Annotated in this window: 33 protein-coding genes; 27 read left to right on the top strand and 6 right to left on the bottom strand. The window is 67.0% G+C overall.

Features of this window, described 5'->3' with window-relative positions:
- The 7 genes from ABD256_RS18200 (at position 1) to ABD256_RS18170 (ending at position 3,509) form a co-directional block, all read left to right on the top strand.
- On the top strand, positions 1–858 hold the full coding sequence (locus ABD256_RS18200) for a hypothetical protein (RefSeq protein ID WP_344419634.1): 858 nt from the start codon (positions 1–3) through the stop codon (positions 856–858).
- On the top strand, positions 855–1,127 hold the full coding sequence (locus ABD256_RS18195) for a hypothetical protein (protein ID WP_344419631.1): 273 nt from the start codon (positions 855–857) through the stop codon (positions 1,125–1,127). Before ABD256_RS18200 ends, ABD256_RS18195 begins: the two co-directional genes overlap by 4 nt.
- Positions 1,124–1,387 (top strand): hypothetical protein, encoded by a 264-nt coding sequence (locus tag ABD256_RS18190; protein WP_344419629.1) that lies wholly within the window; start codon positions 1,124–1,126, stop codon positions 1,385–1,387. The genes ABD256_RS18195 and ABD256_RS18190 overlap by 4 nt, the downstream gene beginning before the upstream one ends.
- Positions 1,384–1,932 (top strand): hypothetical protein, encoded by a 549-nt coding sequence (locus tag ABD256_RS18185; protein WP_344419627.1) that lies wholly within the window; start codon positions 1,384–1,386, stop codon positions 1,930–1,932. Before ABD256_RS18190 ends, ABD256_RS18185 begins: the two co-directional genes overlap by 4 nt.
- Positions 1,929–2,240, top strand: a complete 312-nt coding sequence (locus tag ABD256_RS18180) for a hypothetical protein (protein ID WP_344419624.1) — start codon at positions 1,929–1,931, stop codon at positions 2,238–2,240. The genes ABD256_RS18185 and ABD256_RS18180 overlap by 4 nt, the downstream gene beginning before the upstream one ends.
- Positions 2,241–2,388: 148 nt before the next feature.
- Positions 2,389–3,126: a hypothetical protein gene (locus tag ABD256_RS18175; protein WP_344419622.1), complete on the top strand. Its 738-nt coding sequence runs from the start codon at positions 2,389–2,391 to the stop codon at positions 3,124–3,126.
- On the top strand, positions 3,123–3,509 hold the full coding sequence (locus tag ABD256_RS18170) for a helix-turn-helix domain-containing protein (RefSeq protein ID WP_344419619.1): 387 nt from the start codon (positions 3,123–3,125) through the stop codon (positions 3,507–3,509). Before ABD256_RS18175 ends, ABD256_RS18170 begins: the two co-directional genes overlap by 4 nt.
- 745 nt (positions 3,510–4,254) lie before the next feature.
- Here the strand turns inward: ABD256_RS18170 and ABD256_RS18165 are convergent.
- Positions 4,255–5,652 (bottom strand): pentapeptide repeat-containing protein, encoded by a 1,398-nt coding sequence (locus tag ABD256_RS18165; protein ID WP_344419616.1) that lies wholly within the window; start codon positions 5,650–5,652, stop codon positions 4,255–4,257.
- Between the two features lie 212 nt (positions 5,653–5,864).
- On the opposite strand from ABD256_RS18165, the gene ABD256_RS18160 reads away from it, so the two are divergent.
- Positions 5,865–7,304 (top strand): pentapeptide repeat-containing protein, encoded by a 1,440-nt coding sequence (locus ABD256_RS18160; protein ID WP_344419613.1) that lies wholly within the window; start codon positions 5,865–5,867, stop codon positions 7,302–7,304.
- Between the two features lie 232 nt (positions 7,305–7,536).
- Here the strand turns inward: ABD256_RS18160 and ABD256_RS18155 are convergent, their stop codons facing one another.
- A complete protein-coding gene (locus tag ABD256_RS18155; protein ID WP_344419610.1) occupies positions 7,537–7,740 on the bottom strand; it encodes a hypothetical protein in 204 nt (67 codons plus the stop codon).
- 246 nt (positions 7,741–7,986) lie between these two features.
- Between ABD256_RS18155 and ABD256_RS18150 the strand changes: the two genes are divergently transcribed.
- Complete coding sequence (locus ABD256_RS18150; protein WP_344419607.1) at positions 7,987–8,211, top strand: hypothetical protein; 225 nt, start codon at positions 7,987–7,989, stop codon at positions 8,209–8,211.
- Between the two features lie 319 nt (positions 8,212–8,530).
- Here the strand turns inward: ABD256_RS18150 and ABD256_RS18145 are convergent, their stop codons facing one another.
- The 3 genes from ABD256_RS18145 to ABD256_RS18135 form a co-directional block, all read right to left on the bottom strand.
- The gene (locus ABD256_RS18145; RefSeq protein WP_344419604.1) at positions 8,531–9,196 is read right to left on the bottom strand and encodes a hypothetical protein; all 666 of its coding nucleotides are present in this window, start codon (positions 9,194–9,196) and stop codon (positions 8,531–8,533) included.
- Positions 9,193–9,468, bottom strand: a complete 276-nt coding sequence (locus tag ABD256_RS18140) for a hypothetical protein (protein WP_344419601.1) — start codon at positions 9,466–9,468, stop codon at positions 9,193–9,195. Before ABD256_RS18140 ends, ABD256_RS18145 begins: the two co-directional genes overlap by 4 nt.
- 509 nt (positions 9,469–9,977) lie before the next feature.
- The gene (locus tag ABD256_RS18135; RefSeq protein WP_344419598.1) at positions 9,978–10,451 is read right to left on the bottom strand and encodes a hypothetical protein; all 474 of its coding nucleotides are present in this window, start codon (positions 10,449–10,451) and stop codon (positions 9,978–9,980) included.
- Between the two features lie 495 nt (positions 10,452–10,946).
- On the opposite strand from ABD256_RS18135, the gene ABD256_RS18130 reads away from it, so the two are divergent.
- The 13 genes from ABD256_RS18130 (at position 10,947) to ABD256_RS18070 (ending at position 21,022) form a co-directional block, all read left to right on the top strand.
- On the top strand, positions 10,947–11,777 hold the full coding sequence (locus ABD256_RS18130; RefSeq protein ID WP_344419596.1) for a ParB N-terminal domain-containing protein: 831 nt from the start codon (positions 10,947–10,949) through the stop codon (positions 11,775–11,777).
- Complete coding sequence (locus ABD256_RS18125; protein ID WP_344419594.1) at positions 11,774–12,667, top strand: hypothetical protein; 894 nt, start codon at positions 11,774–11,776, stop codon at positions 12,665–12,667. Before ABD256_RS18130 ends, ABD256_RS18125 begins: the two co-directional genes overlap by 4 nt.
- Entirely contained in the window at positions 12,664–13,005 is a 342-nt protein-coding gene (locus ABD256_RS18120) for a hypothetical protein (RefSeq protein ID WP_344419592.1), read from the top strand. Before ABD256_RS18125 ends, ABD256_RS18120 begins: the two co-directional genes overlap by 4 nt.
- Complete coding sequence (locus tag ABD256_RS18115; RefSeq protein WP_344419590.1) at positions 13,006–13,434, top strand: 6-pyruvoyl trahydropterin synthase family protein; 429 nt, start codon at positions 13,006–13,008, stop codon at positions 13,432–13,434.
- On the top strand, positions 13,431–14,162 hold the full coding sequence (locus tag ABD256_RS18110) for a 7-carboxy-7-deazaguanine synthase QueE (RefSeq protein WP_344419588.1): 732 nt from the start codon (positions 13,431–13,433) through the stop codon (positions 14,160–14,162). The genes ABD256_RS18115 and ABD256_RS18110 overlap by 4 nt, the downstream gene beginning before the upstream one ends.
- Complete coding sequence (gene folE / locus ABD256_RS18105; RefSeq protein ID WP_344419586.1) at positions 14,159–14,722, top strand: GTP cyclohydrolase I; 564 nt, start codon at positions 14,159–14,161, stop codon at positions 14,720–14,722. Before ABD256_RS18110 ends, folE begins: the two co-directional genes overlap by 4 nt.
- A 1-nt stretch (position 14,723) precedes the next feature.
- The gene (locus ABD256_RS18100) at positions 14,724–15,191 is read left to right on the top strand and encodes a phage terminase small subunit P27 family (protein WP_344419583.1); all 468 of its coding nucleotides are present in this window, start codon (positions 14,724–14,726) and stop codon (positions 15,189–15,191) included.
- 31 nt (positions 15,192–15,222) lie between these two features.
- Complete coding sequence (locus tag ABD256_RS18095) at positions 15,223–16,896, top strand: terminase large subunit (RefSeq protein ID WP_344419579.1); 1,674 nt, start codon at positions 15,223–15,225, stop codon at positions 16,894–16,896.
- 10 nt (positions 16,897–16,906) lie between these two features.
- On the top strand, positions 16,907–17,194 hold the full coding sequence (locus ABD256_RS18090; RefSeq protein WP_344419576.1) for a hypothetical protein: 288 nt from the start codon (positions 16,907–16,909) through the stop codon (positions 17,192–17,194).
- A gap of 8 nt (positions 17,195–17,202) precedes the next feature.
- Positions 17,203–18,459 carry a phage portal protein gene (locus tag ABD256_RS18085; RefSeq protein ID WP_344419573.1) on the top strand — a complete coding sequence of 419 codons (1,257 nt, stop codon included), beginning with the start codon at positions 17,203–17,205 and terminating at the stop codon, positions 18,457–18,459.
- Positions 18,456–19,265, top strand: coding sequence for an HK97 family phage prohead protease (locus ABD256_RS18080; protein ID WP_344419570.1), 810 nt, complete (start codon positions 18,456–18,458; stop codon positions 19,263–19,265). Before ABD256_RS18085 ends, ABD256_RS18080 begins: the two co-directional genes overlap by 4 nt.
- Before the next feature lie 132 nt (positions 19,266–19,397).
- The gene (locus ABD256_RS18075; RefSeq protein ID WP_344419568.1) at positions 19,398–20,744 is read left to right on the top strand and encodes a phage major capsid protein; all 1,347 of its coding nucleotides are present in this window, start codon (positions 19,398–19,400) and stop codon (positions 20,742–20,744) included.
- Entirely contained in the window at positions 20,744–21,022 is a 279-nt protein-coding gene (locus ABD256_RS18070; RefSeq protein WP_344419565.1) for a hypothetical protein, read from the top strand. The genes ABD256_RS18075 and ABD256_RS18070 overlap by 1 nt, the downstream gene beginning before the upstream one ends.
- A gap of 26 nt (positions 21,023–21,048) precedes the next feature.
- Here the strand turns inward: ABD256_RS18070 and ABD256_RS18065 are convergent, their stop codons facing one another.
- Complete coding sequence (locus ABD256_RS18065) at positions 21,049–21,654, bottom strand: hypothetical protein (RefSeq protein WP_344419562.1); 606 nt, start codon at positions 21,652–21,654, stop codon at positions 21,049–21,051.
- Between the two features lie 60 nt (positions 21,655–21,714).
- Between ABD256_RS18065 and ABD256_RS18060 the strand changes: the two genes are divergently transcribed.
- The 5 genes from ABD256_RS18060 to ABD256_RS18040 are packed head-to-tail and all read left to right on the top strand — an operon-like array spanning position 21,715 to position 23,429.
- Entirely contained in the window at positions 21,715–22,248 is a 534-nt protein-coding gene (locus tag ABD256_RS18060; protein WP_344419559.1) for a hypothetical protein, read from the top strand.
- Positions 22,245–22,589, top strand: a complete 345-nt coding sequence (locus tag ABD256_RS18055) for a head-tail adaptor protein (RefSeq protein ID WP_344419556.1) — start codon at positions 22,245–22,247, stop codon at positions 22,587–22,589. The genes ABD256_RS18060 and ABD256_RS18055 overlap by 4 nt, the downstream gene beginning before the upstream one ends.
- A complete protein-coding gene (locus ABD256_RS18050; protein ID WP_344419554.1) occupies positions 22,589–22,864 on the top strand; it encodes a hypothetical protein in 276 nt (91 codons plus the stop codon). The genes ABD256_RS18055 and ABD256_RS18050 overlap by 1 nt, the downstream gene beginning before the upstream one ends.
- Positions 22,865–22,875: 11 nt before the next feature.
- Positions 22,876–23,037, top strand: a complete 162-nt coding sequence (locus ABD256_RS18045; protein ID WP_344419551.1) for a hypothetical protein — start codon at positions 22,876–22,878, stop codon at positions 23,035–23,037.
- Positions 23,034–23,429, top strand: a complete 396-nt coding sequence (locus ABD256_RS18040; RefSeq protein WP_344419548.1) for a hypothetical protein — start codon at positions 23,034–23,036, stop codon at positions 23,427–23,429. Before ABD256_RS18045 ends, ABD256_RS18040 begins: the two co-directional genes overlap by 4 nt.
- The last annotated feature ends 43 nt before the right edge of the window (positions 23,430–23,472 follow it).

Genomic DNA, 23,472 nt, shown 5'->3' with positions numbered 1-23,472 from the left:
GTGGACGACAAGTTCCACTCGCACAACAAGGTCCGCAAGGTCCTAGCGGAAGACCCCGCCGCCCTCGCCCTCTGGGTAGTCGCTGGCTCGTGGTCGTCGGACAACCTCACCGACGGGTTGATCCCAGACCATCAGCTCCCGTGGCTGTTCCCGACAGGCGGGGACGAGCTGGCCCGGAAGCTAGTGGCCGCGCGACTGTGGCGGCGAGTGCGCGGAGGCTACGAGTTCCACGAGTGGCGATCGGACAGCGACGGAACCAAACGCAACCCCAGCAAGGAAGAAGTAGAGGAAGAACGCCGGAAGAAGGCCGAAGCCGGGCGCAAAGGCGGCTTGGCCAGCGGGAAAGCGCGAAGCAAACCGCAAGCACCCGGTGAAGCACGTGCTGAAGCGGCTGCTGAACCACCTGCTAGCCGAGTCGTTGAACTCCCGACCCGACCCGACCGGGAGCCCTTACAGGGCTCCCCGGGAGGGCGCGCGAGCGCGCAGGCGCGCGGGGCGCGCTCGACGCCCTCCCCGGCCCGGCCGTCCACACCGGCCAGAGCGTCCCCGTCTGCGGTCCGCTGCGTCGAGCACGAGTTTGACGACGACCCGCCCCGCTGCGGCGCGTGCGAACGCGCCCGCCGCCACGCCGAGCAAGCCGACCACGAACGCCGGATCGAGACCCGGCAAGCGCACCTGCGCACCACCCACGCCGACAAACGCCGCGCCATCGCGAACTGCCCGCTCTGCGACGACAGCGGCTACCGGGGCACCGCCGTGTGCGGCCACGACCCCGGCGCCGAAGCCCGCGCCGCACGCGGACGCCGGATCGTTAACGACCTCATGGGCTGGACCAGCGACGAACGGACACCACCATGACCACCGACCTCGCGCCCTGGCGGGGAACCTGCGCCACCTGCGGACTCCCGGTCCTGTGGGCCACCACCCCGGCCGGGAAGGCCATGCCGGTCAACCCCGAGCCCGCACCGGAACGCGGAAACGTCCTGCTGTCCATCCGAAGTGGACAGCTCGTCGCCGGGGTGCTGCGCCGAGGCCAAGCCGCCGGAGCCCGCGATGCCGGACTCCCGGTCCACACCAGCCACTTCACCGACTGCCCCCACGCTGACCAGCACCGGAGACCACGATGAACGGCCCCGAGCACTACGCCAAAGCTGAAGAATGCTTCGCCGAATCCGACAGGATCGGCCCGTCCCACGAAGACGCCGGGCTCTGGCTCGACCTCGGCATCGGGCACGCCCTGCTCGCCATCGCCGCCGCGCTCTCCCAGCAGCTCACCGACCCCTACCACGTCAACGGCTGGCGGCCCGTGTGGACGTCCACGGCCGACATGCCGGCGGAAACCCCCGACGAGGAGAAAGCCGCGTTCGCCGAATGGGGGCCAGCATGAGCACCCTGGATCGGCAAACCCGCGCGGAAATCGGCCGGTCGAGCAACCGGCGCGGCAAGGAAGCCGAACAGGCCGTGGCGCGCTGGCTGCGCGAACACGGCTGGCCCGATGCGCAGCGGATGGTGCGCACCGGCTGGAAAGTCGGCGACCGGCGCTCCCGCGACCACGGCGACATCGACAACACGCCCCGCCTGGCGTGGCAGGTCAAGATTTCCCCCGAGGACTTCACTGACAGCCGCGTCCTGGTGGTGCTCGCCGCGACCGCCGACCAGGCCGTCGCCAGCGGCGCCGACTACGGCATCGCCATCGAACGCCGAGTAGGCAAGACCGACCCCGGCCGCTGGTGGGCCTGGATCACCGCGGGCGACCTGTACGCCCTCGCCGAAACCGCCCGCAATCCGTTCGTTCTCGCCGTGCCCCAACCCGTGCTCGAGATGCCCGTGCGGCTGCTGCTGCGCGACCTCGTGCCGCTGCTGCACGCCGCCGGATACGGCATCCCAGCAACAAACCCGACCACGAATGAGGAAGGACCAGCAGCATCATGAACCTGTTGACCAGCGACGACCTGCCCGAACCCACCGAACGCGGCCTCGACGGCGACGCCATGGCCTGGCACATCAACGGCCCGCTCGGCGTCCTGTGGATCCCGCCCCACGACGGCGAACCCAGCGCGGTCGGCGTCGGCATCGGCCCCGCCCTCATCGTGCTGGACCGCGACCTCGCGCAGAAACTCGCCGCCGCCCTGTTCGCGGCCCGCGCCCAGCCCGATCCGGCCACGGAACCGACCGAACATCCCGTCGCCACGCCCGCAACATCCGCGACAGACGCCACCGCGCCCGCACCTTCCGAGTGATGTACATGCCCAGCTCCAGCCCGCTTTTTCGCCCTCACGTGAGGTCGCACGGCCACCAGCGCCCGTTACACCGCGACCAGCCACACAGGCCGATGACCAAGGGCACCACGCCCGTGCTCTCGCCCCACGACCAGCCAGGAGCCGTCCCGTGAACGCCACGATCGACCTGCACCGCTGCCGCCGCGGACCCCGCTGCGCCCACTGCGAGCCCGACCCCGACTACCCGACGATCAAGCGGGGCGTACCGATCAACGCCGCCGAAGGTCTGTGCGCCGCCTGCGCACGACACCTCCACCAGGCCATCGTGGACATGCCCCGGGACTACCTCGACCTCGAAGCCTCGCTCACCGGCATCCGTGACGGGCTCCGGCAAGTCGTCGCCGGAACCCCCGACCCGCCCGTGCCGATCTCGCTAGCCATCGAGGCCACGCAGGCCGAGCTGCTGCACGAAGCGCAGTGCTGGGCCGAATCCGTCGCCGACGTCCTGGGTATCGAGTGGGACACGCAGAAAGCGCAGCGCAGCCGCCCCGGCCACGTGCTCGACCGCGCGCAGCGGCTTCTCACCAGCGGGATATCGGCGTTCCTCGCCCTGCGCAACGTCGTCCACACCGGCTGGACGGACGGGGAATGGTCCGTGCTCGAACGGGACGGATTGGACGGTGCCCTCGTCCTGATCGACCTGCATCACCGCGTCCGAGCCCTGACCGGGCAACGCCGCCTGATCAACCACCTACCCGTGCCCTGCCCGCGCTGCGAAAAGCTCGCCCTCGGCCGCGAAGACGGAGACGACACGATCACCTGTGCCGCCTGCAATCGTGCCTACACGTGGGATGAGTACGAGAAGCTGTGCACCCTGCTCACCGCCCGGCGGGAGATCGCGGCGTGAGCGACGATCCGTGGCCGTGGCCCGGCGACAGCCCGCTCGACCGGGCTCGCCGGGTCGCCCGCACCTACCGGGAAGCGCTGCTTCGCGACGCGCCCGAGACCTGCGCCGAACTCGACGACCGATGCCGGGAACTCGGTCAGAGCTGGGTGGTTCCGAAGCCCCTGACCTTCGGGCAGGACGACTTGCTCGACGCGGACGAAGTGGCCGACATGTGCGACGTGCGACCGGGCACCGTGCGGCAGTGGCGCCGCCGGGGTTTGCCCACAGTGGACACTGTGGACGGTGTTCGCTACCGGGTCGCCGACGTGCTGGCCTACCACGCCGATCGCCGCATCCGTCGCGCCAACATGGCCGTAAACCCTGATATGACAAGGGATTCGTGACCCACCCCAGTAGCGCGCGAACCCGTGACTGTACTACCGTGCACAGCAAGCACCCCTATGTCCACACAGGACCAGGTGCACCAGACGCGGAACTCGAACGGCACGGCCGAGAACCGCGCAGGACAGTGGCGGGGCCTCACCAGGAGCCCCCAGTTCGTCGAATGCGATCGTCAACGCGCGGCCCTGACCGAAACCGCCTCCGGGCAGGTTGTGCGGCCCCGCCACTGACCACCCCGAGAAAGCGTGAAGCCACAGTGGACACGGCCATCCTGCTCGGCGTCAGCCTCCCCGCCCTCCTCCTGTTCGTCATCGGCTACTACCTCGGACGCAACACCCGCTGAACACGATGCCCACCAGACCGCCCCACGTCTGCCCAACCTGCCGAGCCACCATTCCGCCCGGCCCCTGCCCAACCTGCCGAGCCGAACAACGCCGCGACAGCGACCAGCGCCGAGGAACCGCCGCCCAACGCGGCTACGGCTGGGACTGGCAGCGCAACAGCGCGACCTTCCTGCGCGAGCATCGGCTGTGCGTGCTCTGCCAGCGACCGGCCACAGTGGCCGACCACCACCCCGAAACCCGACGCGCCCTCGTCGCCTGCGGTGCACCCGACCCCGACGCCTGGCACCGACTCCGGCCACTGTGTAAACTATGTCATGACAGGCATACTGCTTCCACTTCGCCTGGTGGATGGAATGCGCTACCAAGATTTCTAGCCGTCGAAAAAGGGAAACGCTAGTCAAAGTCAAAATACGACGGGAACGATCCGCCGCACAGGTTGTTCGTAGTCGTCAAGGTGGACCGACTCTGATTCTCCCCAGATGGCAGGCAGATTCCAGACGGTGGACTCGGGGAGTAAAATGGCGCCGGTGAGACGGAGGTGCTCAATCCTGTCTTTTGGAAGGCTAACGGACTTGTGAAAGACTGCCGACTGAAAGTTTAGGCTATTGTAAGAAATGTTCGTTAAGTCGGTCTCTTCAAGAAAAGTTGCCTCCTCGAATGAGGCGGACTGTTCGAAGCGCGTTCTCAAGAATGCTCGAGAGCCTCCAGAGAATGTAGCACCTTCAAAGAAGGCGTGGATTATGAACCTCGTTTTGTAGAAGTATGTCGACCCTAGACTGGCCCTTGTCATGCTTACTGATGCAAACGGGTCGGTTGCCTCGGTCTCCACCGTATTATCGTTGTCAATGCCGAAACTTGCTCCAGAAAAGTCTGCGCCTTCCTTAAACTGTGCGGCATCAAAGTGTGCTGATTTATGGAAACTTGCGAATCCAAAGCTGCAATCGCTACGTATCTTGACTTGCTTGAACACGGCATCGTCAAGAAACGTTGAACTTGTAAAATCTGCAAATCCGAATCTTGCATTCGTGAAGTTCGCGACGCCTTCGAAGGTTGTATTGGTGAAGCTAATTATCGCAACGCTGGCGTGTGTAAAATCAAAGTCGATCAAAAGGGAGCCCGCGAGGTCTACTGTTAAATCAGGCCAGTAATCTTGTGGGAGCTCATTTCTTAGGTGTTTGATTAGAATTGATTGCGCCGTGCGTCGTACATCTTTCTCCAGCTTGCGCTCTCTCGCTTGGTCTTTGCTTTCCTCGGAACTGTTCGTTCTGCCGTACGGTGCACGCAGATAAGCGCATATGCGGTCGACCACTGTTTGTCGGAGATTTTCATGAGATTGGCCAAGCCGTTCTAGGTCGGTTAGCCCCCCGATGCGCACGAATGCGTCAGTGCTTCCCAGTTGCTCGCTAGCTTTCGACGATAGCTCAGTTATCTGCCTGGCCACCGCATCCTCTCGTGCAGCCGAGTCGGCATCTAGCTGTCGTCTCAGGACAGCCTCGGCGTGCGACCGGTGGTGTTCGTCAGCGGCAAGTTGTCGCAGATGCTCTCGTTCGCCGAGTTCTACCCGACGAGCGCCGAGGACTGCAGCCAAGATTGCAAGGACGCCCGCCCCTAGTTTCCAGCCAACATCGAACGCGGACCGATGGTCGTTCGGCGTGTCGCCCCACTGACTCCAAACCAGTAGGCCGCACACCGCAACGCTTACTGCGATCGCAAGCCAGATCCAGCGTCGATTTAGCGGCTTCAGGATGGACCGCCGGTCCACCCATCGTTGCTCGCCGTGCTCGTTCGTGTCCTCCCTCATCAGTCAATCACAGCACAGTCCTGAGCGTACCGGGGCCAGATCCGGGTACGCTTCCGCAGTCGCAGGTACGGATCGGCCATGCCCTCGGCCAAGCACCTCGGACACTGGTACTCCAGCCAATCGATCTCCGTGGTCTTCATCTCCGCCCACCGGACCGCCCTTGGCCGGATCTAACGATGTAGCGGTCGGCACGGTTCTGGCGACTACGAGGCGTGAAGTCGAAGAGAATGAACGCGTTAAAGACCGCGCTGGCCCGGCGGTTGCGGGACCGTGGAGGAACGTGGTGGTGGGCGATCGTCGTCATCGTCGTCCCGGTCGCGTTCATCGCGACCGCGGCCGTAATCACACTGCTGCGGTACGTCGAGCCTGGCGGCAATGCAAAGGACAAGATCGAAGTAATCAAGGTCGGTCTCTCGGTCGGTGCCGGCACCGGTGGTGTGGTCGCGCTAGTACTCGCCGGGCGTCGGCAATGGTCCACTGAGCACGACGCCACCGAACGCCGTCTCACCGAACTGTACGTCAAGGCTGTCGATCAGCTCGGCTCCGACAAAGTCGCGGTCCGCCACGGCGGGCTATACGCGCTTGAACGCGTCGCCCAGGACAATCCCGACCACCGTCAAGCCGTGGTCGACGTGCTGTGCGCCTACCTGCGCACCCCATTCCAGCTACCTGGCACCCCCCGGCCACGGAACCGTCCAGGGATCCACCGCCCCCTGGCGCCCAGCAGAGGCGCCTCTCGAAAGTGCGCCGCAAGCGAGGAACGACCCAAGTCACCGACCGTGGCCGAACTCGACGATGACGCCCGGCAGGAGCGAGAGGTCCGCCTCACCGCCCAGCGCATTCTCGCCACGCACCTCAAACCGGGCATCGACCCGAAACATCCCGCGAAAACCTTCTGGAAAAACATCAACCTCGACCTCACCAGCGCCACCCTCATCGATCTCGACCTCATGGGCTCCCGAATCAACAAGGCCAGTTTTGTCAACACGACCTTCACCGGAGTCGCCTGGTTCGACGGGGCGACCTTTACCGGGGACGCCCGGTTCGACGGGGCGACCTTCACCAGCGACGCCCGGTTCAACAAGGCGACCTTCACCGGGGACGCCTGGTTCGACTGGGCGACCTTCACCGGCGTCGCCGGGTTCGACTGGGCGACCTTCACCGGGGACGCCGGGTTCAACTGGGCGACCTTCACCGGGAATGCCTGGTTCTTCGAGGCGACCTTCACCGGCGTCGCCGGGTTCGACGGGGCGACCTTCACCGGGGACGTCTGGTTCGACGGGGCGACCTTCACCGGCGTCGCCTGGTTCGACGGGGCGACCTTCACCGGGAACGCCGGGTTCTTCGAGGCGACCTTCACCGGGAACGCCCGGTTCGACGGGGCGACCTTCACCAGCGACGCCCGGTTCGAGAAAGCGACCTTCACCAGCGATACCTTGTTCGGCGAGGCGACCTTCGATACGGCGGCTTGTGCTGATAAGGCACGTGTTCGAGTAGCCCCTGTCAAACCAGATTTCAAGCATTCATCATGGCCACTCGGATGGACGGCTGAGATGCCAGATGCGGTACCAAGCGACAGCGTGCAGGTGTGGGTGCGGCTGGTTCCCGTGCCAGTCATCCTCAGCTCACTAGACGAGGCCGGAGCTGTCTGAGGCAAAGGACGCGACGACTCTAGATGACGAACTATCACGTGGCGGACCATCCTTCCGGACTGTCAAGTACCGCCGAACCGCTCCAAGTATCACAGGTAGTTCATGGCTATCCATCGCACGCACCTTCCACAAACTGGCAGGTGAGATCGAGCCGCCAACTAGCCGCTGGCGTCACAACAAGGAAGCCCCTGACCAGCAGGTCAGGGGCTTCAGCGACCTCGAAGCCGAGAGGTCAGGCAGTGTGACGCAGGTCCTGCCCGGTCGCACGCACATGCACCGTGGTCACCACGCCGTAAGCGATCGCGACCAGCAGCTCCGCGTGCCCCGTCGACGCGCTGACGCCGTACGCGACGGCCATGACCACGTGCTCGACCTCCACGCGAGTGCGCAGAACGGTGATCAGGGTGGCGACGTGGATGAAGAACTTGGCGAACATTCGAGACTCCTTCGGTGACTTGTCCGGGTCAGTGACCGCTTAACCGGTCCTGTAAAGGATCTCCGCGCGATTGCACCCAAGATCAGGAGCCATTCGAGCGCTTCGCCCGCGGTGCTCTCGCGCGCTCCCGGCCGTGGGAGGGGGTCGAAATCGCTAGGACCTCGCGGCTCCCAGACCGCGCCGGTGGTGCCGCGCGTGGAAACCCGGATTTCACAAACTCGGTGCCGACAACCCCAGGAGGACGCTGTGCCGACCGAACCTCGCGTTCGCCGCTTCCACCTCCAGCGTGACGACGACGTGACCGGGGTGTCCGGAACCGGCCGGGTGGCTGACGGCTGCTTGTGGCCGGACGGCAGTGCGAACGTGCACTGGTCCGGGGAGCACCGGTCCAATGTGTTCTGGCCGAGCGTCGAGTTCGCCGAGGCCGTACACGGTCACGGCGGCGCCACCCGAATCGTGTGGGACGACTGACACCGACATTGACCCGGCAGTCGCCGATCATGGACGTTAGGTGTCGACGTGGACGACGCGAAGGTGTGCAGGAAGTGCGGGGAAAATCCGCCCGGACCAGGTGGGATCTTGTGTTCGCAGTGCCGGGCGAAGATCGAGGCGCAGCGGCTTCCGTAGCGGTCTCACCCGCGAGGGTGACCTGCGCCCGCGGTGCCGGAGGACGAGCGTCTGTTCGTCCATGGAAAAGAAGCCTCGGCGGCTGCGGCCGCTGCACGAGTTCGAGACCGGTGGCGTGGAACGCAAGGAAGCCCCCGCAAGTGCGGGGGCTTCCGGGTGGTGGTTACTCCGGCGTGGGGGCGGTGTCGTCCCGCTTGCCGAACACCAGCTCGTCCAACTCGTCGAGGGCGCTGGCAGCTTCGCGCAGTTCGTCCGCGAACTCGGCGAGGCCGCGAAGGTCGCCGGTTCGCTTCGCGTGTTCGAGGCGCTGGACGATCTTGCTGACCTGGGCGATGGGCATGGTGAGGCTTATTTCTTGTGTCAGTTTCTCGGCGGGGTCCACGACCGTACCTTTCCAGAGCCGCCTTAGCCGTGCGTGCTGTCGACCGTCGTTGACGTTCGTGAGTGCCGTGGTGTGCTCGTCCATGTCGCGGTCGCAGCACGCCGCGTAGCCGCACCGGCATCGCTGCGGTTCCGGTTCCCGGCGGTGGCGGCAGGCGCCATCCGGAGCTAGGGGCGACTGCTCCAAGGCCAGGATGTCCCACCCGGGGAAGACGGCGGCCTGCCGCTTGCACGCGGCGATGACGGTGCGCAGTGCGGGCAGCTCGGTGTCGCGGTAGCGGGGCGAGTTGGCGAACTCGGTGGCGGTCTCTTCGAGGCGCAGCCGGGTGACCGGGACGGGCTGCTTGCGCCCGTTCGGCAGGGTGCGGCCGGTCCGGCAGTTCACGCGGGCGCGCAGTGCAATCATCTCGGCCAGCTCCCGCTTGCCCTCGGGTGGCTGGCGCGTCACCGGTTCACCTCCTTCGCGAACCGGAGCGCGGCCTGCTGCTGCGCCTCTTCGAAGGTGGGGGCGTCGTGCTCGGCCAGCAGGCGACCGCCGGGGAAGGCTTCGCCGACGGTCCAGGTGAACCAGCCGTCTTTGGTGGCCTCAATCTCGGCGTAGTAGTTCTCGGCGCCGGTGTCGTAGGTGGTGGAGAAGGACCACACCTCGAACCCGTCCTCGTTGGGGACCTCCGGCTCCCAGGTTCCGGCCGGGGTGTTGTTGTTGGTGTTGGTGCTCATGGTTGTGATCTCCTGTCCGGATCGCTTTTCCTTGTGTGCCTTAAGCTTCGACGCTCAGGCGCGACCGGGACCAGCGATCTCCGGTTCCAATCATGTTCCGTGGACCACGCCACCGACAGTGAGATGTTGTTGCACGCAAAGGGAAAAACCCCACGGAGAGTCCGTGGGGTCTTCGTGGATAGTGGGACCGCCGTTCCCCAGCTCACTCGACGATGCGCGCGGGCACCGGGTCCCCGGCTACGGTTCCGCTGGCTCTGGTGGTGGCACGTCGCCGTCTCGGAAGATCGTGACCAGGTATCGGATAACGTCCTCTTCGGACACGTCCCAAGCGCGAGCGAGCAATCTGACGTCCGTGCGTGTCTCGTCCGACACCGGTATGTGCTGCACGGCCTTAATCCTTTCGGTCTGAACTGGTGTGGAAGGAACCGGACCGGGGGCGGCTCAGTCGTGGTTGGGTGAGCGCGCACCCCCGGCCCGGCCCCTGGTGACCCCGCAGGGCCACCAGGTCATCAGTTGTCGCGGATGTCCTTGTCCTTGCCCTGCAAGAAGACCGTCACCGTGCCGTCGTCCTGCGCCTGCTGGGTGAGGTTGACGCCGAGGTCGTTGCGGGCTGCGGCCCGGCGCACGGCGGCCTTCACCGCGTCGGCGTCCTCGGGCGCCACACCGGTCAGTTCGAACGGCTGGCCCTCGTCGTAACTGCGCTTCACCAGGTCAGCCAACGGGTTCGGCTTGTTCTTGCCCCGGGTGGGGGCGGGCATGGTCTTGGCCTGCTTGGCGTTCAGGGCGAGCTGGGTAAACAGGTCACCCTTGCCGGGCTTGGCCTTGGTCTCCTTGGTTTCCACGGCAGGGGCCGGGGTGTCAGCCGCCGGGGTCGCGGGCGCCGGGGCGTCGGCCGCCTTGGCCTCGTCCGCCTTGGGGGCGGGGGCCTTCGGGGCGGCGGGCTTGGCGGCGGTGGTCTTGCGGGTGGTGGTGTTGGTGGCCATGGGGTTCCTCCTGTGGTGTGTTGTGGTGGGGCTGTTTGCCCTCCGTTGACAACAACACTCGACTGGTCCGTGCGATGAAGACAAGCGACTTCGGGTGAGCCGTTCAGGTGCTCACGGGTCGGAGTCCAACCGATCACGGCTCGGATGCACACAGAAAACCCCCACGGTTTCCCGTGGGGGTTCCTGTGCGGCTACCTACCGGTTAGCGCCCGCCGCACCCGGCGTGGCCGCAGCCGCCGCAGAAGCCACCGCTACAGCACGCGCAGCCGCACCCACCGGCCTTCGGGAGTTCCGTGCGGAACAGGGACACCGAAACCCGGGCCAGGCTGACAACCGTGGACGTCATGTTCGTTCCTCCTGCACTAAGCGGGGGCTGTTTGCTCCCCGTTGACACCAACTATCGACGGATCGGCCGCACAAGGGCTCAGCCGTCCGAGCGTTCCCAGACTGGAGTCCGATGATCCACAGCGAGTTCGCAACCGGGGGGCGTTGCTGATGTCCGACCGGTATGTGGAGTACATGCCCATCGAGGACATGGAGGCCGCGCCCCGGAACCCGAAGGGGCACGACACCGCGGGCATCGGCCGGTCGATCGGCCACTTTGGACTCGCGGAACTGCCGCTCGTGGACGAACGGACCGGGCGCCTGGTGGCCGGGCACGGCCGGTACGAACAACTGTGCGCCTGGGCCGAGGAAGGACGCGACGCGCCCGAAGGTGTGCGGGTCGACGAGGACGGCCGGTGGCTCATGCCGGTCATCCGGGGGTGGGCGTCGCGTTCGGACGATGACGCCGAGGCGTACTTGATCGCGTCGAATCAGTTGACCGTCAAGGGCGGATGGGATGACCGGCTGCTCGCCGAAGTCCTGCACGACCTCGGCGAGGCGCAGATGCTGGACCTGACCGGGTACGAGGCTGACGACCTGGCGGCGCTGGAGGACGCGCTGACCGCGGGCGAGGAAGACGGCGAGCCGGGGGAGGGGGACCCGCCGGACAAGGGCGAAGCGTTGCGGCTGGCCGGGGTGACGGTGGGGGAGCCGGACTACGAGACCACCACGGGACAGGTGTGGACGCTGGGCCGCCACGCCCTCGTGGTGGCCGATGTCCACTCAGGCTGGCCTTTGTGGACACCGCTGCTCGGCGAGGGTGACCTGTTCTGGCCGTATCCGACGATGCTGGCCCCGTTCGCGCAGAAGGCAGAGCAGCACCGCGTGGTGATGGTGCAGCCGTTGCCGTACCTGGCCGGGTGGCTGCTGACGAAGTGGGCGCGCATCACCGGCCAGGAACCCATTCTGTCCACTTCGGATGCTTCGGGGAGGGCGGCGTGATCGCTACTGCCGGCGGAATGTTCGACCGGGCCGACACCCCGATCTACTTCGCGGCCGGGGAATCCTCGGCCTACCCGCGTCACCTGCTGCTCGCGGTGAACGATCTGTACCACCGCAGCCAGGAACTCCGGATGGTCAAGCTGCTCGACCAGGGGCACGTGATCCTGCTGGACAGCGGGATCTTCAACCTGACCAACGAGCACAAGCGGGCGACCGGCTGCACGATGGACGAGGCGCTGTCGCTGCCCCCGGACGAAATCACCGGGTTCGACCGGCTCTTCGACCGGTACGTCGAACTGGCCACAAAGTACGAAGACCGGTTGTGGGGCTACATCGAACTCGACCAGGGCGGGCGCGACAACAAGATCCGCACCCGGCAACGGCTTCACGACCTCGGGCTGAACCCGATACCGGTGTACCACCCGCTCAACGACGGGTGGGACTACTTCGACGAGCTGGCCGGGACCTACGACCGGCTGTGTTTCGGCAACGTCGTGCAGGCCAACCACCCGACGAGGGTGCGGCTGCTGCACACCATGTGGGAACGGCGCCGCCAGTACCCGCACCTGTGGGTCCACGTTCTCGGCCTGTCCGCCTGCGAGTGGTGCCTTCCGTGTCCACCGGATTCCTGTGACTCCTCGTCGTGGCTGAACTCGCTGCGCTACCCCGCGGTACGTACCGAATCCGCCGCGCTGCGGCGGCTCGGCGAACTCGGCCACCGCTTCCTGTACGGGGTCGGGGCGCACCGCGACGAGGCGTGCCAGACCTACGCCGACATCTTGGAGCACACGGGAATGACGTGGGGTGCGTTGCAAGCAGTCCACGCGCAGTTCGGCGACGTGCCGCACCCGCCGCGCCACGACCGCGAAGGGGAGTTGGCGCCGTCATGACCGTGACCGTGTGGACCACCGTGACCGCCCCCGGGTTCCACCGCTGGCCAGGCGCGACCGGGGCACGGTCCTATCTGGCCGATCGGCACCGGCACCTGTTCCACATCACCGTGCACGTGGCCGTCGCCCACGACGACCGGGACGTCGAGTTCCACGACCTGCAAGACCTGATCCGGACGTGGTGGGGGCCGGTCGCCCGCGAGTGCGGTTCTGCGAGCTGTGAAGACCTGGCCCGGCAGCTCTGGACTCACCTGCGCGAGGACCACCAGCTCACACCCGTGCGGGTCGAGGTGTCCGAAGACGCCGAGTCCGGCGCGACCTTGACGGAGGTGTCCTGAATGGCCAGCACCGTCACCATCAGCCACAACTTCGAGACCGCGCACCGGTTGCCGCACCTGCCGGGCAAGTGCGTCTCGTTGCACGGGCATTCCTGGTGGGCCGAGGTGACCGTGACCGCGCTGGCAGCGGACGCGGCCGGGATGGTCGTGGAGTTCGGCCCGTTCAAGAAGATGCTGCGCGGCTGGATCGACGACAACTTCGACCACGGCGTCCTGCTCGGCGCGGACGACCCGCTCGTCCCGTTGCTGCGCGGCCAGGACTGCAAGGTCTACGAACTGCCGGTCTGGCCGACCGTGGAGAACGTCGCCGCCCACCTCGCCGAGGTCGGCGACGAGCTGCTGGCCACTGTGGATCACGCCTACGGCGCCCGGGTGACCCGGGTCGAGGTCCGCGAGACGCACGTGAACAGGGCCGGGTGGTGCGCGTGACCAGCACGTCGGCTCCAGCCACATCGGACACGCTCGTCACCAGCGAAGTCTTCGGTCCCACGATCCAGGGCGAGGGGCCTTCCGCCGGCAGACGCGCGAGCTTCATCCGCCTCGGCGCGTGCAACCTGTCCTGCTCGTGGTGCGACACCCCCTACACCTGGGACGGCTCCCGCTTCGACCTGCGCACCGAGCTGGCCCGTATGCCGGTTCAGGACATTGTGGACCGCGCGCTCGTCGGCGATCCGGGGCTCGTGGTGATCTCCGGTGGCGAGCCGTTGCTGCACCAGCACCAGCCCGCGTGGACGGAGCTGCTGCGCAAGCTCGCGCGGTCCGCGGAGATCGAGATCGAGACCAACGGCACGATCGCGCCCGCCGGGGCGACGCTGCACTACCAGCCCTTCGCGCTGCGGTACAACGTGTCCCCGAAGCTCACGCACTCCGGCGACCCCGAGCACCGCCGAATCCGGCCCGAGGTGCTGGAACGGTTCTCCGACTCCGCGCGGGCGAGCTGGAAGTTCGTGTGCGCCACACCAGCCGATGTGGACGAAGTCGCCGAGCTGGTCGACCGCTACGACCTGACGGGGCCGGTGTGGATCTCGCCCGAGGGCACCACATCCAAGACCGTCCTGATCCACACCCGACTCATCGCCGACCACGTGATCAAGCGGGGCTTCAACCTCGGCACCCGGCTGCACGTGCTGGCCTGGGGAAACGAAAGGCGCCGATGACCACCGACCTCGCCGCCGGGATTCGATCCTGGCTCACGCACCGCGGGCTCGACCCCGACGACCCCAACTTGGCTGACACCCCCGAGCGGGTGGGGCGAGCGTGGGCCGAGCTGACCGCCGGGTACGACCAGGACCCGGCCGTCGTCCTGGAGCGCACGTTCCCGGTCGAGCGCTCGGACGGCATGATCGCCGTGACCGGGGTTCCGTTCACGAGCTGCTGCGCACACCACCTCATGCCCTTCACCGGGACCGCGACCATCGCCTACCTGCCGGTCGCCGGGGCGCCGGTGGTCGGGCTGTCCAAACTGCCGCGCCTGCTCGACATTTACGCGCACCGTCTCCAGGTTCAGGAGCAGCTGACCCACCAGGTCACCGATGCCCTGGACACCTACCTCAAGACCGAGGGCTCGGCGTGCCTGGTGCGCGCCGAGCATGGGTGCATGACCCAGCGCGGGGTCCGCAAGCCCGGCGCGACCATGCTCACGACGTCGGTGACCGGTCGCTTCGCCACCGAGCCCGAGTTGCGCGCGCACGTGCTTGCCGTGCACCAGGGAGGCTGACATGGGACGACGCGGCCTGCCGCCGAAGCCCACCGCGTTACGGATCATCGAAGGTGACCGGCACACCGAGCGGTACAACCACTACGAGCCGATCCCGCGAGGCGGGCGGCCGGAGTGTCCGGACGATGTGTCCGATGCCGTGCGGGAGATCTGGGACTACACGGTGTCCGAGCTGGACGCGATGGGCATCGCGCACGCCTGCGACCGGGACACGCTGATGTGCTACTGCGAAGCCGTGGTCGCGCACCGCCGCGCCTCGGCGGTCGTCGCCAAAACGGGAGTGATCCAAAAAGGACTGCATGGCGGCTATGTGAGGAACCCGGCCCTGGTAATCCAGCGCGACAGCGCGCACGTGATCCGCGCGTTCGCCCAGGAGTTCGGCCTTACCCCGTCGGCGCGGACCCGGATTGAGCAGAAGGACGGGGCTGGCCGTGGGGACGAAGCCAACCCGTTCGCGGGCACCGGCTAAACGGCCGCCGAGCCGCGCCACGCTCGACCGCTTGAACATCTCGCCCGAGGTCGGGTGGTATCTGCACTCGCGCGGCATCCCGCTGCCTGACTGCCCGCCCGCGATCAAGACGCCCGAAGGCGGCACCCGGCGGGGAGCACGGTTCGATCCGGCCCGTGTGGACCGTGTGCTCGATGTGTTCGCTCGGCTGCGGCACACGCAAGGGAAGTGGGCGGGTAAGCCGCTCGCGCCGGACCCGTGGCAGATCGCTTATATCCTGGCGCCGGTCTTCGGGTGGGTGTACCGCAACGAGGACGGCGATTGGGTGCGCGTCACCCGCCGCGTTTACGTTGATGTGCCGAGGAAGAACGGCAAGACCACGCTCGCGGGTGGGTTCGCCACCTACCTCACGTGCGCGGACCGCGAGCAGGGCGCCCAGGTCTACGCCGTCGCGTCCGGTAGGGACCAGGCGCGGTATTGCTTCGATCCGGTCAAGCAGCTCGCCGAGAAGTCCCCGGCGCTCTCGCCGTACGTGAAAGCGTTGCAGCACCGGATCATTCACCAGCCCAGCGGTTCCTACTTTGCTGTCGTGTCCAAATTGGCCGACGTGCTCCACGGCGCGAACGTCGCGGGCGCGATCATCGACGAACTGCACATCCACAAGACCCCAGACCTCGTGGAAGCCGTCGAGACCGGTACCGGGTCCCGGTCGCAGCCGCTGGTGTTCACCATCACCACGGCCGACGACGGCCGGGCGGCGACGATCTACGCGCGGCGGCGCCACTACGTCGAGCAGCTCGCGCGCGGGGCGCTGCGCGACACGTCGATGTACGGGGTGGTGTGGGCCGCCGACCGCGAGGATGACCCGTTCGCCGAAGCCACCTGGAAGCGCGCGAACCCGGGCTATGGGGTGTCGCCGTCGAAGGCGTACCTGGAGAACGCGGCCAAGGAAGCACGCAACTCTCCGGCGGACCTGGCGAAGTTCCTGCGCCTGCACCTCGGGATTCGTACCCGGCAGCAGACCCGGTACCTCGACCTGGAGGCGTGGGACCGTAACGCGTCCATCGTGGACGAACGGAGCCTCGCCGGACGTACCGCCTACGGCGGGCTCGACCTCGCGTCCACAAGCGACTTGTGCGCGCTGGCGTGGGTGTTCCCGGACGGGCAGGGAGGGCACGACCTGCTGTGGCGGCTGTGGTGCCCGGAAGGCGCGCTCGACGCCATCGACAAGCGCACCGCCGGGCAGGCTTCGGTGTGGGTCGAGCGTGGCCTGCTGCACGTGACCCCCGGGGATGTCGCCGACTACGACTACATACACAGCCAGATCAACACCGACCGGGAGAAGTTCGCGGTCCGCGAGATCGCCTACGACCCGTGGAACTCCAGCCAGCTCGTCTCGGACCTGCTCGGCGACGGCGCCCCGCTGGTCAAGATGCGCCAGGGCTTCGGCTCCATGTCCTCGCCGACCAAGGAGCTTCAGCGGTTGGCGCTGGAGGGCACCGCGGAGCAACCGCGTCTGCGGCACGGCGGGAACGCCGCGATCCGCTGGCAGGTCGATAACTTCGCGGTCGAGATGGACGCGGCCGGGAACGTCAAGCCGTCCAAACGCAACTCCGGGGACAAGATCGATGGTGTGGTGGCGCTGATCATGGCGCTTGACCGCGCGGTCCACCACACTCCGCCCCGCCGCTCGGCCTACGACGACGGCGACCTCGAAATCGTGTGAGGAGGCCGGGGTGGAGCTGGCCATCATCACTGCTGCTCTGGTCGCGCTCGTCGTCGCGGTGGTCTGGCACGTGGCCGAGGAATACCGGGCACGCACGATCGCCGCCCGCCGCCGGGTCGTGGTGTGCCTGGTCGACGACCAGGCCATCACCGGAATCCTGTGGCGCCGCCACCGCCGCCTGGTGGTGGTGCGCTCGGCCGAGCTGGTCCAGCCAGGCCGCGAAGCCGTGGGCATGGACGGCGATGTCGTGATCGAGCGCGACCGGATCAACTGGGTCCAGATCGTGGGGGCGGGCTAGTGCCTTTCGTGTTCTCCCAAGGGGTCCTGGAATCCGTTCACCAATACCAGACCGCGACCATCCCGGTCGGCGGGTCCATCATGCTCGCCGACGGGCTCGCGCAGGACTACGCCACGATCTGGCGGACACAGCCCCAGGTCCGCACCGTGGTGTCGTTCCTGGCGCGCAATATCGCGCAGCTCGGCATTCACGTGTACCGGCGCATGTCCGATGTGGACCGCGTACGGATCACCGACCACCCGGTCGGGGATCTGCTGTCCAAGCCCAACCCTTTCACGACCCGGTACCGGCTCATCGAAGCCCTGGTGTCGGACCTGGCGATCTACGACAACGCGATCCTGGCCAAAGTGGACACGCTCGGCCTGGTGCGGCTCGACCCGCGCTACGTCACCCCGATCTCGGCGAACCAGTTCACGGTGGAGACCTACCGGTACCGGGGAACCACCGGATACCGCGACCTTCCCGCCGAACAGGTCATCCATTTCCGGGGATACAACCCCGAAGACGGGCGGTGGGGCTGCTCGCCGATGGAGACGCTGCGCCGCACCCTGTCCGAGGAATACCAGGCCGGGCAGTACCGCGAACAACTGTGGCGCAACGGCGCCCGGCTCATGGGCTACCTTAAACGCCCGCTGGACGCGCCGGAGTGGGGCGAGGCCGCACGCGACCGGTTTCGCCGTTCCTGGCAGGCGCAGTACACCGGCACCGGCGCGAAGGCGGGCGGAACACCGATCCTGGAAGACGGCATGGACTTCGTGCCCGCCTCGGTGACACCGGAAGCCGCGCAGTACATCGAAGCGCGCAGACTCACCCGGGAAGAAGTCGCCGCCGCCTACCACATTCCGCTGCCCATGGTTGGAATCCTCGACCACGCAACGTTTTCCAACATCCAAGAGCAACACAAGAACCTGTATCAGGACACGCTCGGCCCGTGGCTGACCATGATGACCGAGGAACTGCACCTTCAGTTGCTCGGCGACTTCGAGGACTCCCAGGACGTCTACCTCGAATTCAACCTGGCCGAGAAACTGCGCGGGTCCTTCGAGGAACAGGCCGCGCAGCTCCAGACCGCGACCGGCGCACCGTGGATGACCCGCAACGAAGCCCGAGCCCGCGTGAACCTGCCGCAGCTCGACGGCGGCGACGAGCTGGTCACCCCGCTCAACGTCCTGACCGGCGGGCAAGCCTCACCGACCGACAGCGCCCCGGAACCGAAGACCGTGCTCGCCACCGCCATGAGACTCCTGGAGGGTGTCGCAGGATGAAGAGGAAGACGTGCCCGGTCCGGATCAAGGCGGCCGGGGAGCAGGACGGCACCGAAGACGGAGTCTTCGAGGCCATTGTGGCCGCGTACAACGTGGATTCCGTGGGCGACAAGATCCTCCCCGGCGCGTTCGCCGACACCCTGGACGAGTGGAAGTCCTCCGGTAACCCGATTCCCGTGCTGTGGTCGCACATGTCCCACGACCCCGAATACCATATCGGCTACGTCGAGGACGCCGAGGAACGGGAAGAGGGATTGTGGGTCCGCGCCCGCATCGACCTCGACGAGCCCAAAGCGGGCAAGGTCTACCGCCTGCTCAAAGGCCGCCGGGTCCGGCAATTCAGCTTCGCCTACGACGTGCAGGAAGGCGGCTGGATCGAGGAAAAGGACGGCGACGGCGAGGGGGAGGGGTACTACGAGCTGCGCAAGCTCAAGCTGTACGAGGTTGGCCCCACCCTGATCGGGGCGAACCAGGACACCGAGCTGCTGACCGTGAAGACCCCGGCCGACGCCGACCCGCCGCCACGCACCGAACCGGCCGCGCCGTCGGCGAAGGCCGGGCGGACGCTCTCGGCGAAGAACGAGACCGCGTTGCGCGATGCCCTGGGCAAGATCGCCGAGGGCACCGAAGCCATCGAGACCGTGCTGTCCAGCCTGGACAGCGGCGACGAGGACAAGTCCGTCGGCCCCGCGGGCGACCCGCCCGCCCCGCCGACCGGCGAGTCACCGTCCAAAGCGGCCAGCTCCGCCCTGCTGCGGGCGACGCTGGCTCTGCTGGAAGCCGAGTCGCAGCCGCTCACCGCCTAAACCCATCCGAACAGCCCGACGTACCGAGGCCAAGCCCGGCCCCGCGTGCACCCCCGCCTCTACGGCGGCAGCTCGCCCGGCACGGGAACCGCCTCACTTCGTCTGCGCACGCGCACGAACTGAGGACACACCTTGAGCGAGAAAATCGCCCGGCTCGCCGACGAGCTGAAGAAGCACCTGAACGACGCCAAGACCATCGCCGCGAAGGCAGACGAGGAGAACCGCGACTTCACCGACGAGGAGCGGTCCGCGGTCACCGAGGCCATGACCAGGGCACAGGAAACGAAGAAGGCCCTCGACGCGGCCAAAGCGGACAGCTCGGTGCGAGCGGCCATTGCGGACCTCGGCGACGCCGTTGGCCTGGTCGACGCCGAGGCCGAGGCGAAAGGCCGGCGGGAGCAAGCCGACCGCGACGGGTACAAGGCCAGCACCCGCACGAGCATCGGTGAAACCTTCATCACCTCCGAGCAGTACAAGGACCTGCTGCTCTCCGCCCCGAACGGGCAGTTCGCCAAGGACATGCGCGTCCAGTCCCGTCCGCTCGGGTACAAGGATCTGGTCACCGGGCTCTCGCCGACCTCGGGCGGGGCGTTCCGCACGGAGGACTACCGGGGCGTCCTGGTTGGACCGGACCGGTTCTTCCGGCCGCTGACCCTGCGCCAGCTCGTCACCGGCGGCACCACCACCTCGGACCAGATCGAGTACGCCCGCATCACCGGATGGCACAACGCGGCCGCCCCGGTCCCGGAAGCCGTCACCTCGGCGGCCGTCGGCTCGGGGGACCCCGCGGTCACTCCCGCGCAGGCGGGCGTCAAGCCCGAGTCCGGGTTCTCCACCGTGCGGGTTTCCACGCCCGTGCGCACGATCGCGCACTGGATGCCCGTAACGAAGCGGGCGCTGTCCGACGCCGCGCAGGTCCGCACCCTCATCGATAACTTCCTCGAGGTCGGCCTTGAAGAAGAACTCGAAGACCAGATGATCGCCGGGGACGGTACCGGCGAGAACTTCGAGGGGTTGGCCACAGTGTCCGGTACCCAGACCCAGGCCGCCGTCCCCGACCCTGCCGGGAAACCCGCAGGCTTCGGGAAGCTCCTGGCCGTGCGCCGCGCGAAGACCAAGGTGCGCACGGTGGGGCGCAGCGTCGCCAACGCGGTCGTGATCCACCCCAACGACCTGGAGAGCATGGACGAGATCTCCGACATACAGGGCCGGTTCTACTTCGGCGGCCCGGCCGGGGCGAACGGCACGCAACCGCTGTGGGGCCTGCCGGTCATCGAGTCCGAAGCCGCCACCGCCGGAACGGCGTGGGTCGGCGACTTCCGCAAGGCCATCCTCTGGGACCGGCAGCAGGCCAGCCTGACCGTGACCGACAGCCACGCGGACTTCTTCATCCGAAACCTGGTCGCGATCCTCGCCGAGCTGCGCGCCGCGTTCGGCGTGATCCAGCCGTCCGCGTTCTGCAAGGTCACCCTCGTCTGATGTGGACTCGTGGCTGCCCCGTCTGCGGAAGCATCGACTTCTCCTGCGGGGCAACCACTTCCACCATCGGCGTAGACGAGCGAATCGAGGAGGCGCCTGCAATGGCGGAGTTACGGGAATACCACGTGACCGTGAACGGCCACAACACCATCATGAACCTGTCTAAAACCGACGCCGCGCGTCTCAACGGTGTGCCAGTCGAGTCCGAGCGTGACTGGCAGGTGTCGACCGAGCCGCCCACTAAGGCCCGAACGACACGCAACAAGTCCAATTCGTAGGTCGGCGCCGACACGTGGAACGGCGGTCAAGTATCTTGCCCACCGCGCTGCGAAGGGGACAGCCGGGCAGGATCATACGCGCGCCAGTGGTTGGGATAATAGATACTGCGTAGCTCGAACTCCTCGTCGTCGTCGCGGGTGGTCACGCCGGTTTCCAAGCGAAGTTCCCAGATGAGGTGGTTGGCGGCCCACGCGACCTCAGTCAGAATTCCTTGGTCACCATCGATGACTCGTTGAAGCTCGCAAAGGAATTGGCCCAGTAGCGCACGAACGTTCTTGCCGCTGATGACATGGGTTTGCCGGAACAGCTTTTGGAGGGGCTTCACGTGGTTCTTGATCACGTCGGTCTTGTCTTGATCGAGTAGCGCACAATCGCGATAATCCTGCTTAACTCCCTTTTCAGTCGGGGGTAGCTCTTCCATGATCTGGTCGATGAGGGGAACCAGATCCAGGTAGAAATCAACGCGTCGGTTGTACAGCTCCTTGTCCCGTTCTAGACTCCTTGAGTGCGTCTCTTTATCTCGCTCCAACGCTCTGGAATGTTCCAGTTCTAGGCGCAGACGCTTCAGGCTTAGTTTTCCGGCCAGCCAGGAAGCCGCAAGCGTGAAAGCTCCGGCAACGACTGCGGTCACTGCTACGAACCACCATGGCGCAGAAGTCATAGATGGACCCTAGCGAGGCGGGGGAGGCTCGTGTCCCTTCCACTGCTGGCTGACCCGGCGGTCTTGGCGCGCTGGACAGGGCGAGAGACGGATGACCCGGCCGTGCTGGATGCGTTGACCTCGGCGTCGGCGCGGTTCCGGGGTGAGGTGCGGCATCCGGTGTCGCTCGTGGCTGATGAGGAAGTCCGGCTGGACGGGCACGGCGGGACGGTGCTCACGCTCCCGGCCGCGCCCGTGGTGGCCGTGCGCGTGGTTGAGGTGCGCGGCAAGCCGGTCACCGATGTCACGTGGTCACGGCAGGGACAGCTCCGGCGCGCAAAGTGCTGGCCGGACGAGCTGGACGCGGTGCGCGTGGTCTACAGCCACGGGTACGACCCGGTACCCGAGGATGTGGCCGAGGCGGTGCTGACCGAGGCGCGGTTCCTGCTGACCGTGCAGCCCGGTATCGCGTCGATGACGGTGGGCGGGGAGTCGTTGTCCTTTTCGGCTCCCGCCGCCGGGATGCCCCGGGCGTGGACTCGCGCGGTCGATCGGTACCGGATCAACCGCGGGGACCTGCCGTGATCTTCGGCGACACCATCACCCGCGTCCGGCCGCTGGTCACCCAGGACCGGTACGGCTCGGACGTGCTGGATTACGCGGCCGGAGCGCGCACGGTGTTCGCCGGGGTGTGCGTTCAGCCCCGCTCGTCGGCCGAAGCCACGGCCGACGAGCGGGACATGGTGACCACGGGGTGGCGGATTTACTCCCCGGCTGGAATGGACCTCGACATCGAGCCGGTAGACCGGATCGAGTGGGCGGGCCGGACCTGCGAGGTCATCGGCGAAATAGCGCGCTGGCCACACCCGATCCGGCCCGGAGAGGTCCACCACTGCGAAGTCGACATTCAGAAGGTGAGCGGCTGATGAAGCCTGTCCAGCTATCGGACCGGGAATGGCGGCGCATCGTGCAGCTTTCCTCTGTCCGGAAGCGACTGCGGTTCGTCGCGAACCAGATCGCCACCCGCACCCGCGCGAACCTGTCCTCGGCCGGGTCGGCCGCCACGGTCACGATCGAGGAAGGAACCCGCCCGAAAGGTCGTGCCTACGCCCGGGTCGTGCACAACGACCCGTTCGGCGAGTACGGGACCGAAGACGTACCCCGGCACCGCGCGCTCGGCCGCGCGGTCGGCAGTAAGTAGAAGGAGACACAGTGGCCAAGGTGATCGTCGCGTTCAGCCGCGACCACAACCAGGTCGGTAAGACCGTCGAGATCGACGACGACGAGGCGGCCGTGCGGGTCCAGGAAGGACGCGCCCGCTACGCCGAGGACCCGAAGACCGAGCCGCGCAAGGCCAAGGTCCCCGAGAAGTGACCGACGCTGAGGCGCTGGTCGTGGTATGGCTCGCCGGGCGCCTCGGCGGAATCCGCGTGGTGGCCGAGTTACCCGCGAAGTTCGAGCAGTCCCTTCCGGTCGTACAGGTGACCGGCCTACCAGGGCCGAAGACTGACCGGCCGTGGAACGCGCACGGCCCGCTGCTGTGGCACCCGCGCATCGACATCGACACCTACGCCGCCACCCGCGCCATCGCGACCGACCTGGCATCCACAGTGTCCGGACACCTGCACGAGCTGGCCGGGCAGGGAAACCAGTGGGGCGCTGTCGTCGACGTCGGCGAGCCAGCCGGTCCGGCTTGGCGACCCGATTACAACCCCTCAGTCCGCCGCGCCGGGCTGACCGTCGAACTCACCATCAGGGCCGGATAGCCCGCCGTTTCCGCACCCCGGTCGCTCACCCGGGGCTCCGCAC

It is taken from the genome of Amycolatopsis minnesotensis (assembly GCF_039529815.1).
GTDB lineage: Bacteria > Actinomycetota > Actinomycetes > Mycobacteriales > Pseudonocardiaceae > Amycolatopsis > Amycolatopsis minnesotensis.
The sequence above is the reverse complement of the archived record's forward strand: the minus strand, read 5'-3'. Positions and strand labels throughout refer to the sequence as shown.

What these genes read in the sequence shown, in the direction of transcription:
- ABD256_RS18185 (WP_344419627.1), top strand. Translation starts at nt 1,384, where the DNA reads ATGAGCACCCTGGATCGGCAAACCCGCGCGGAAATCGGCCGGTCGAGC.
- ABD256_RS18115 (WP_344419590.1), top strand. Translation starts at nt 13,006, where the DNA reads ATGGCCAGCACCGTCACCATCAGCCACAACTTCGAGACCGCGCACCGG.
- ABD256_RS18190 (WP_344419629.1), top strand. Translation starts at nt 1,124, where the DNA reads ATGAACGGCCCCGAGCACTACGCCAAAGCTGAAGAATGCTTCGCCGAA.
- ABD256_RS18140 (WP_344419601.1), bottom strand. Translation starts at nt 9,468, where the DNA reads ATGAGCACCAACACCAACAACAACACCCCGGCCGGAACCTGGGAGCCG.
- ABD256_RS18155 (WP_344419610.1), bottom strand. Translation starts at nt 7,740, where the DNA reads ATGTTCGCCAAGTTCTTCATCCACGTCGCCACCCTGATCACCGTTCTG.
- ABD256_RS18070 (WP_344419565.1), top strand. Translation starts at nt 20,744, where the DNA reads ATGTGGACTCGTGGCTGCCCCGTCTGCGGAAGCATCGACTTCTCCTGC.
- ABD256_RS18050 (WP_344419554.1), top strand. Translation starts at nt 22,589, where the DNA reads ATGAAGCCTGTCCAGCTATCGGACCGGGAATGGCGGCGCATCGTGCAG.
- folE (WP_344419586.1), top strand. Translation starts at nt 14,159, where the DNA reads ATGACCACCGACCTCGCCGCCGGGATTCGATCCTGGCTCACGCACCGC.
- ABD256_RS18100 (WP_344419583.1), top strand. Translation starts at nt 14,724, where the DNA reads ATGGGACGACGCGGCCTGCCGCCGAAGCCCACCGCGTTACGGATCATC.
- ABD256_RS18135 (WP_344419598.1), bottom strand. Translation starts at nt 10,451, where the DNA reads ATGGCCACCAACACCACCACCCGCAAGACCACCGCCGCCAAGCCCGCC.
- ABD256_RS18120 (WP_344419592.1), top strand. Translation starts at nt 12,664, where the DNA reads ATGACCGTGACCGTGTGGACCACCGTGACCGCCCCCGGGTTCCACCGC.
- ABD256_RS18130 (WP_344419596.1), top strand. Translation starts at nt 10,947, where the DNA reads ATGTCCGACCGGTATGTGGAGTACATGCCCATCGAGGACATGGAGGCC.
- ABD256_RS18180 (WP_344419624.1), top strand. Translation starts at nt 1,929, where the DNA reads ATGAACCTGTTGACCAGCGACGACCTGCCCGAACCCACCGAACGCGGC.
- ABD256_RS18195 (WP_344419631.1), top strand. Translation starts at nt 855, where the DNA reads ATGACCACCGACCTCGCGCCCTGGCGGGGAACCTGCGCCACCTGCGGA.
- ABD256_RS18165 (WP_344419616.1), bottom strand. Translation starts at nt 5,652, where the DNA reads ATGAGGGAGGACACGAACGAGCACGGCGAGCAACGATGGGTGGACCGG.
- ABD256_RS18080 (WP_344419570.1), top strand. Translation starts at nt 18,456, where the DNA reads ATGAAGAGGAAGACGTGCCCGGTCCGGATCAAGGCGGCCGGGGAGCAG.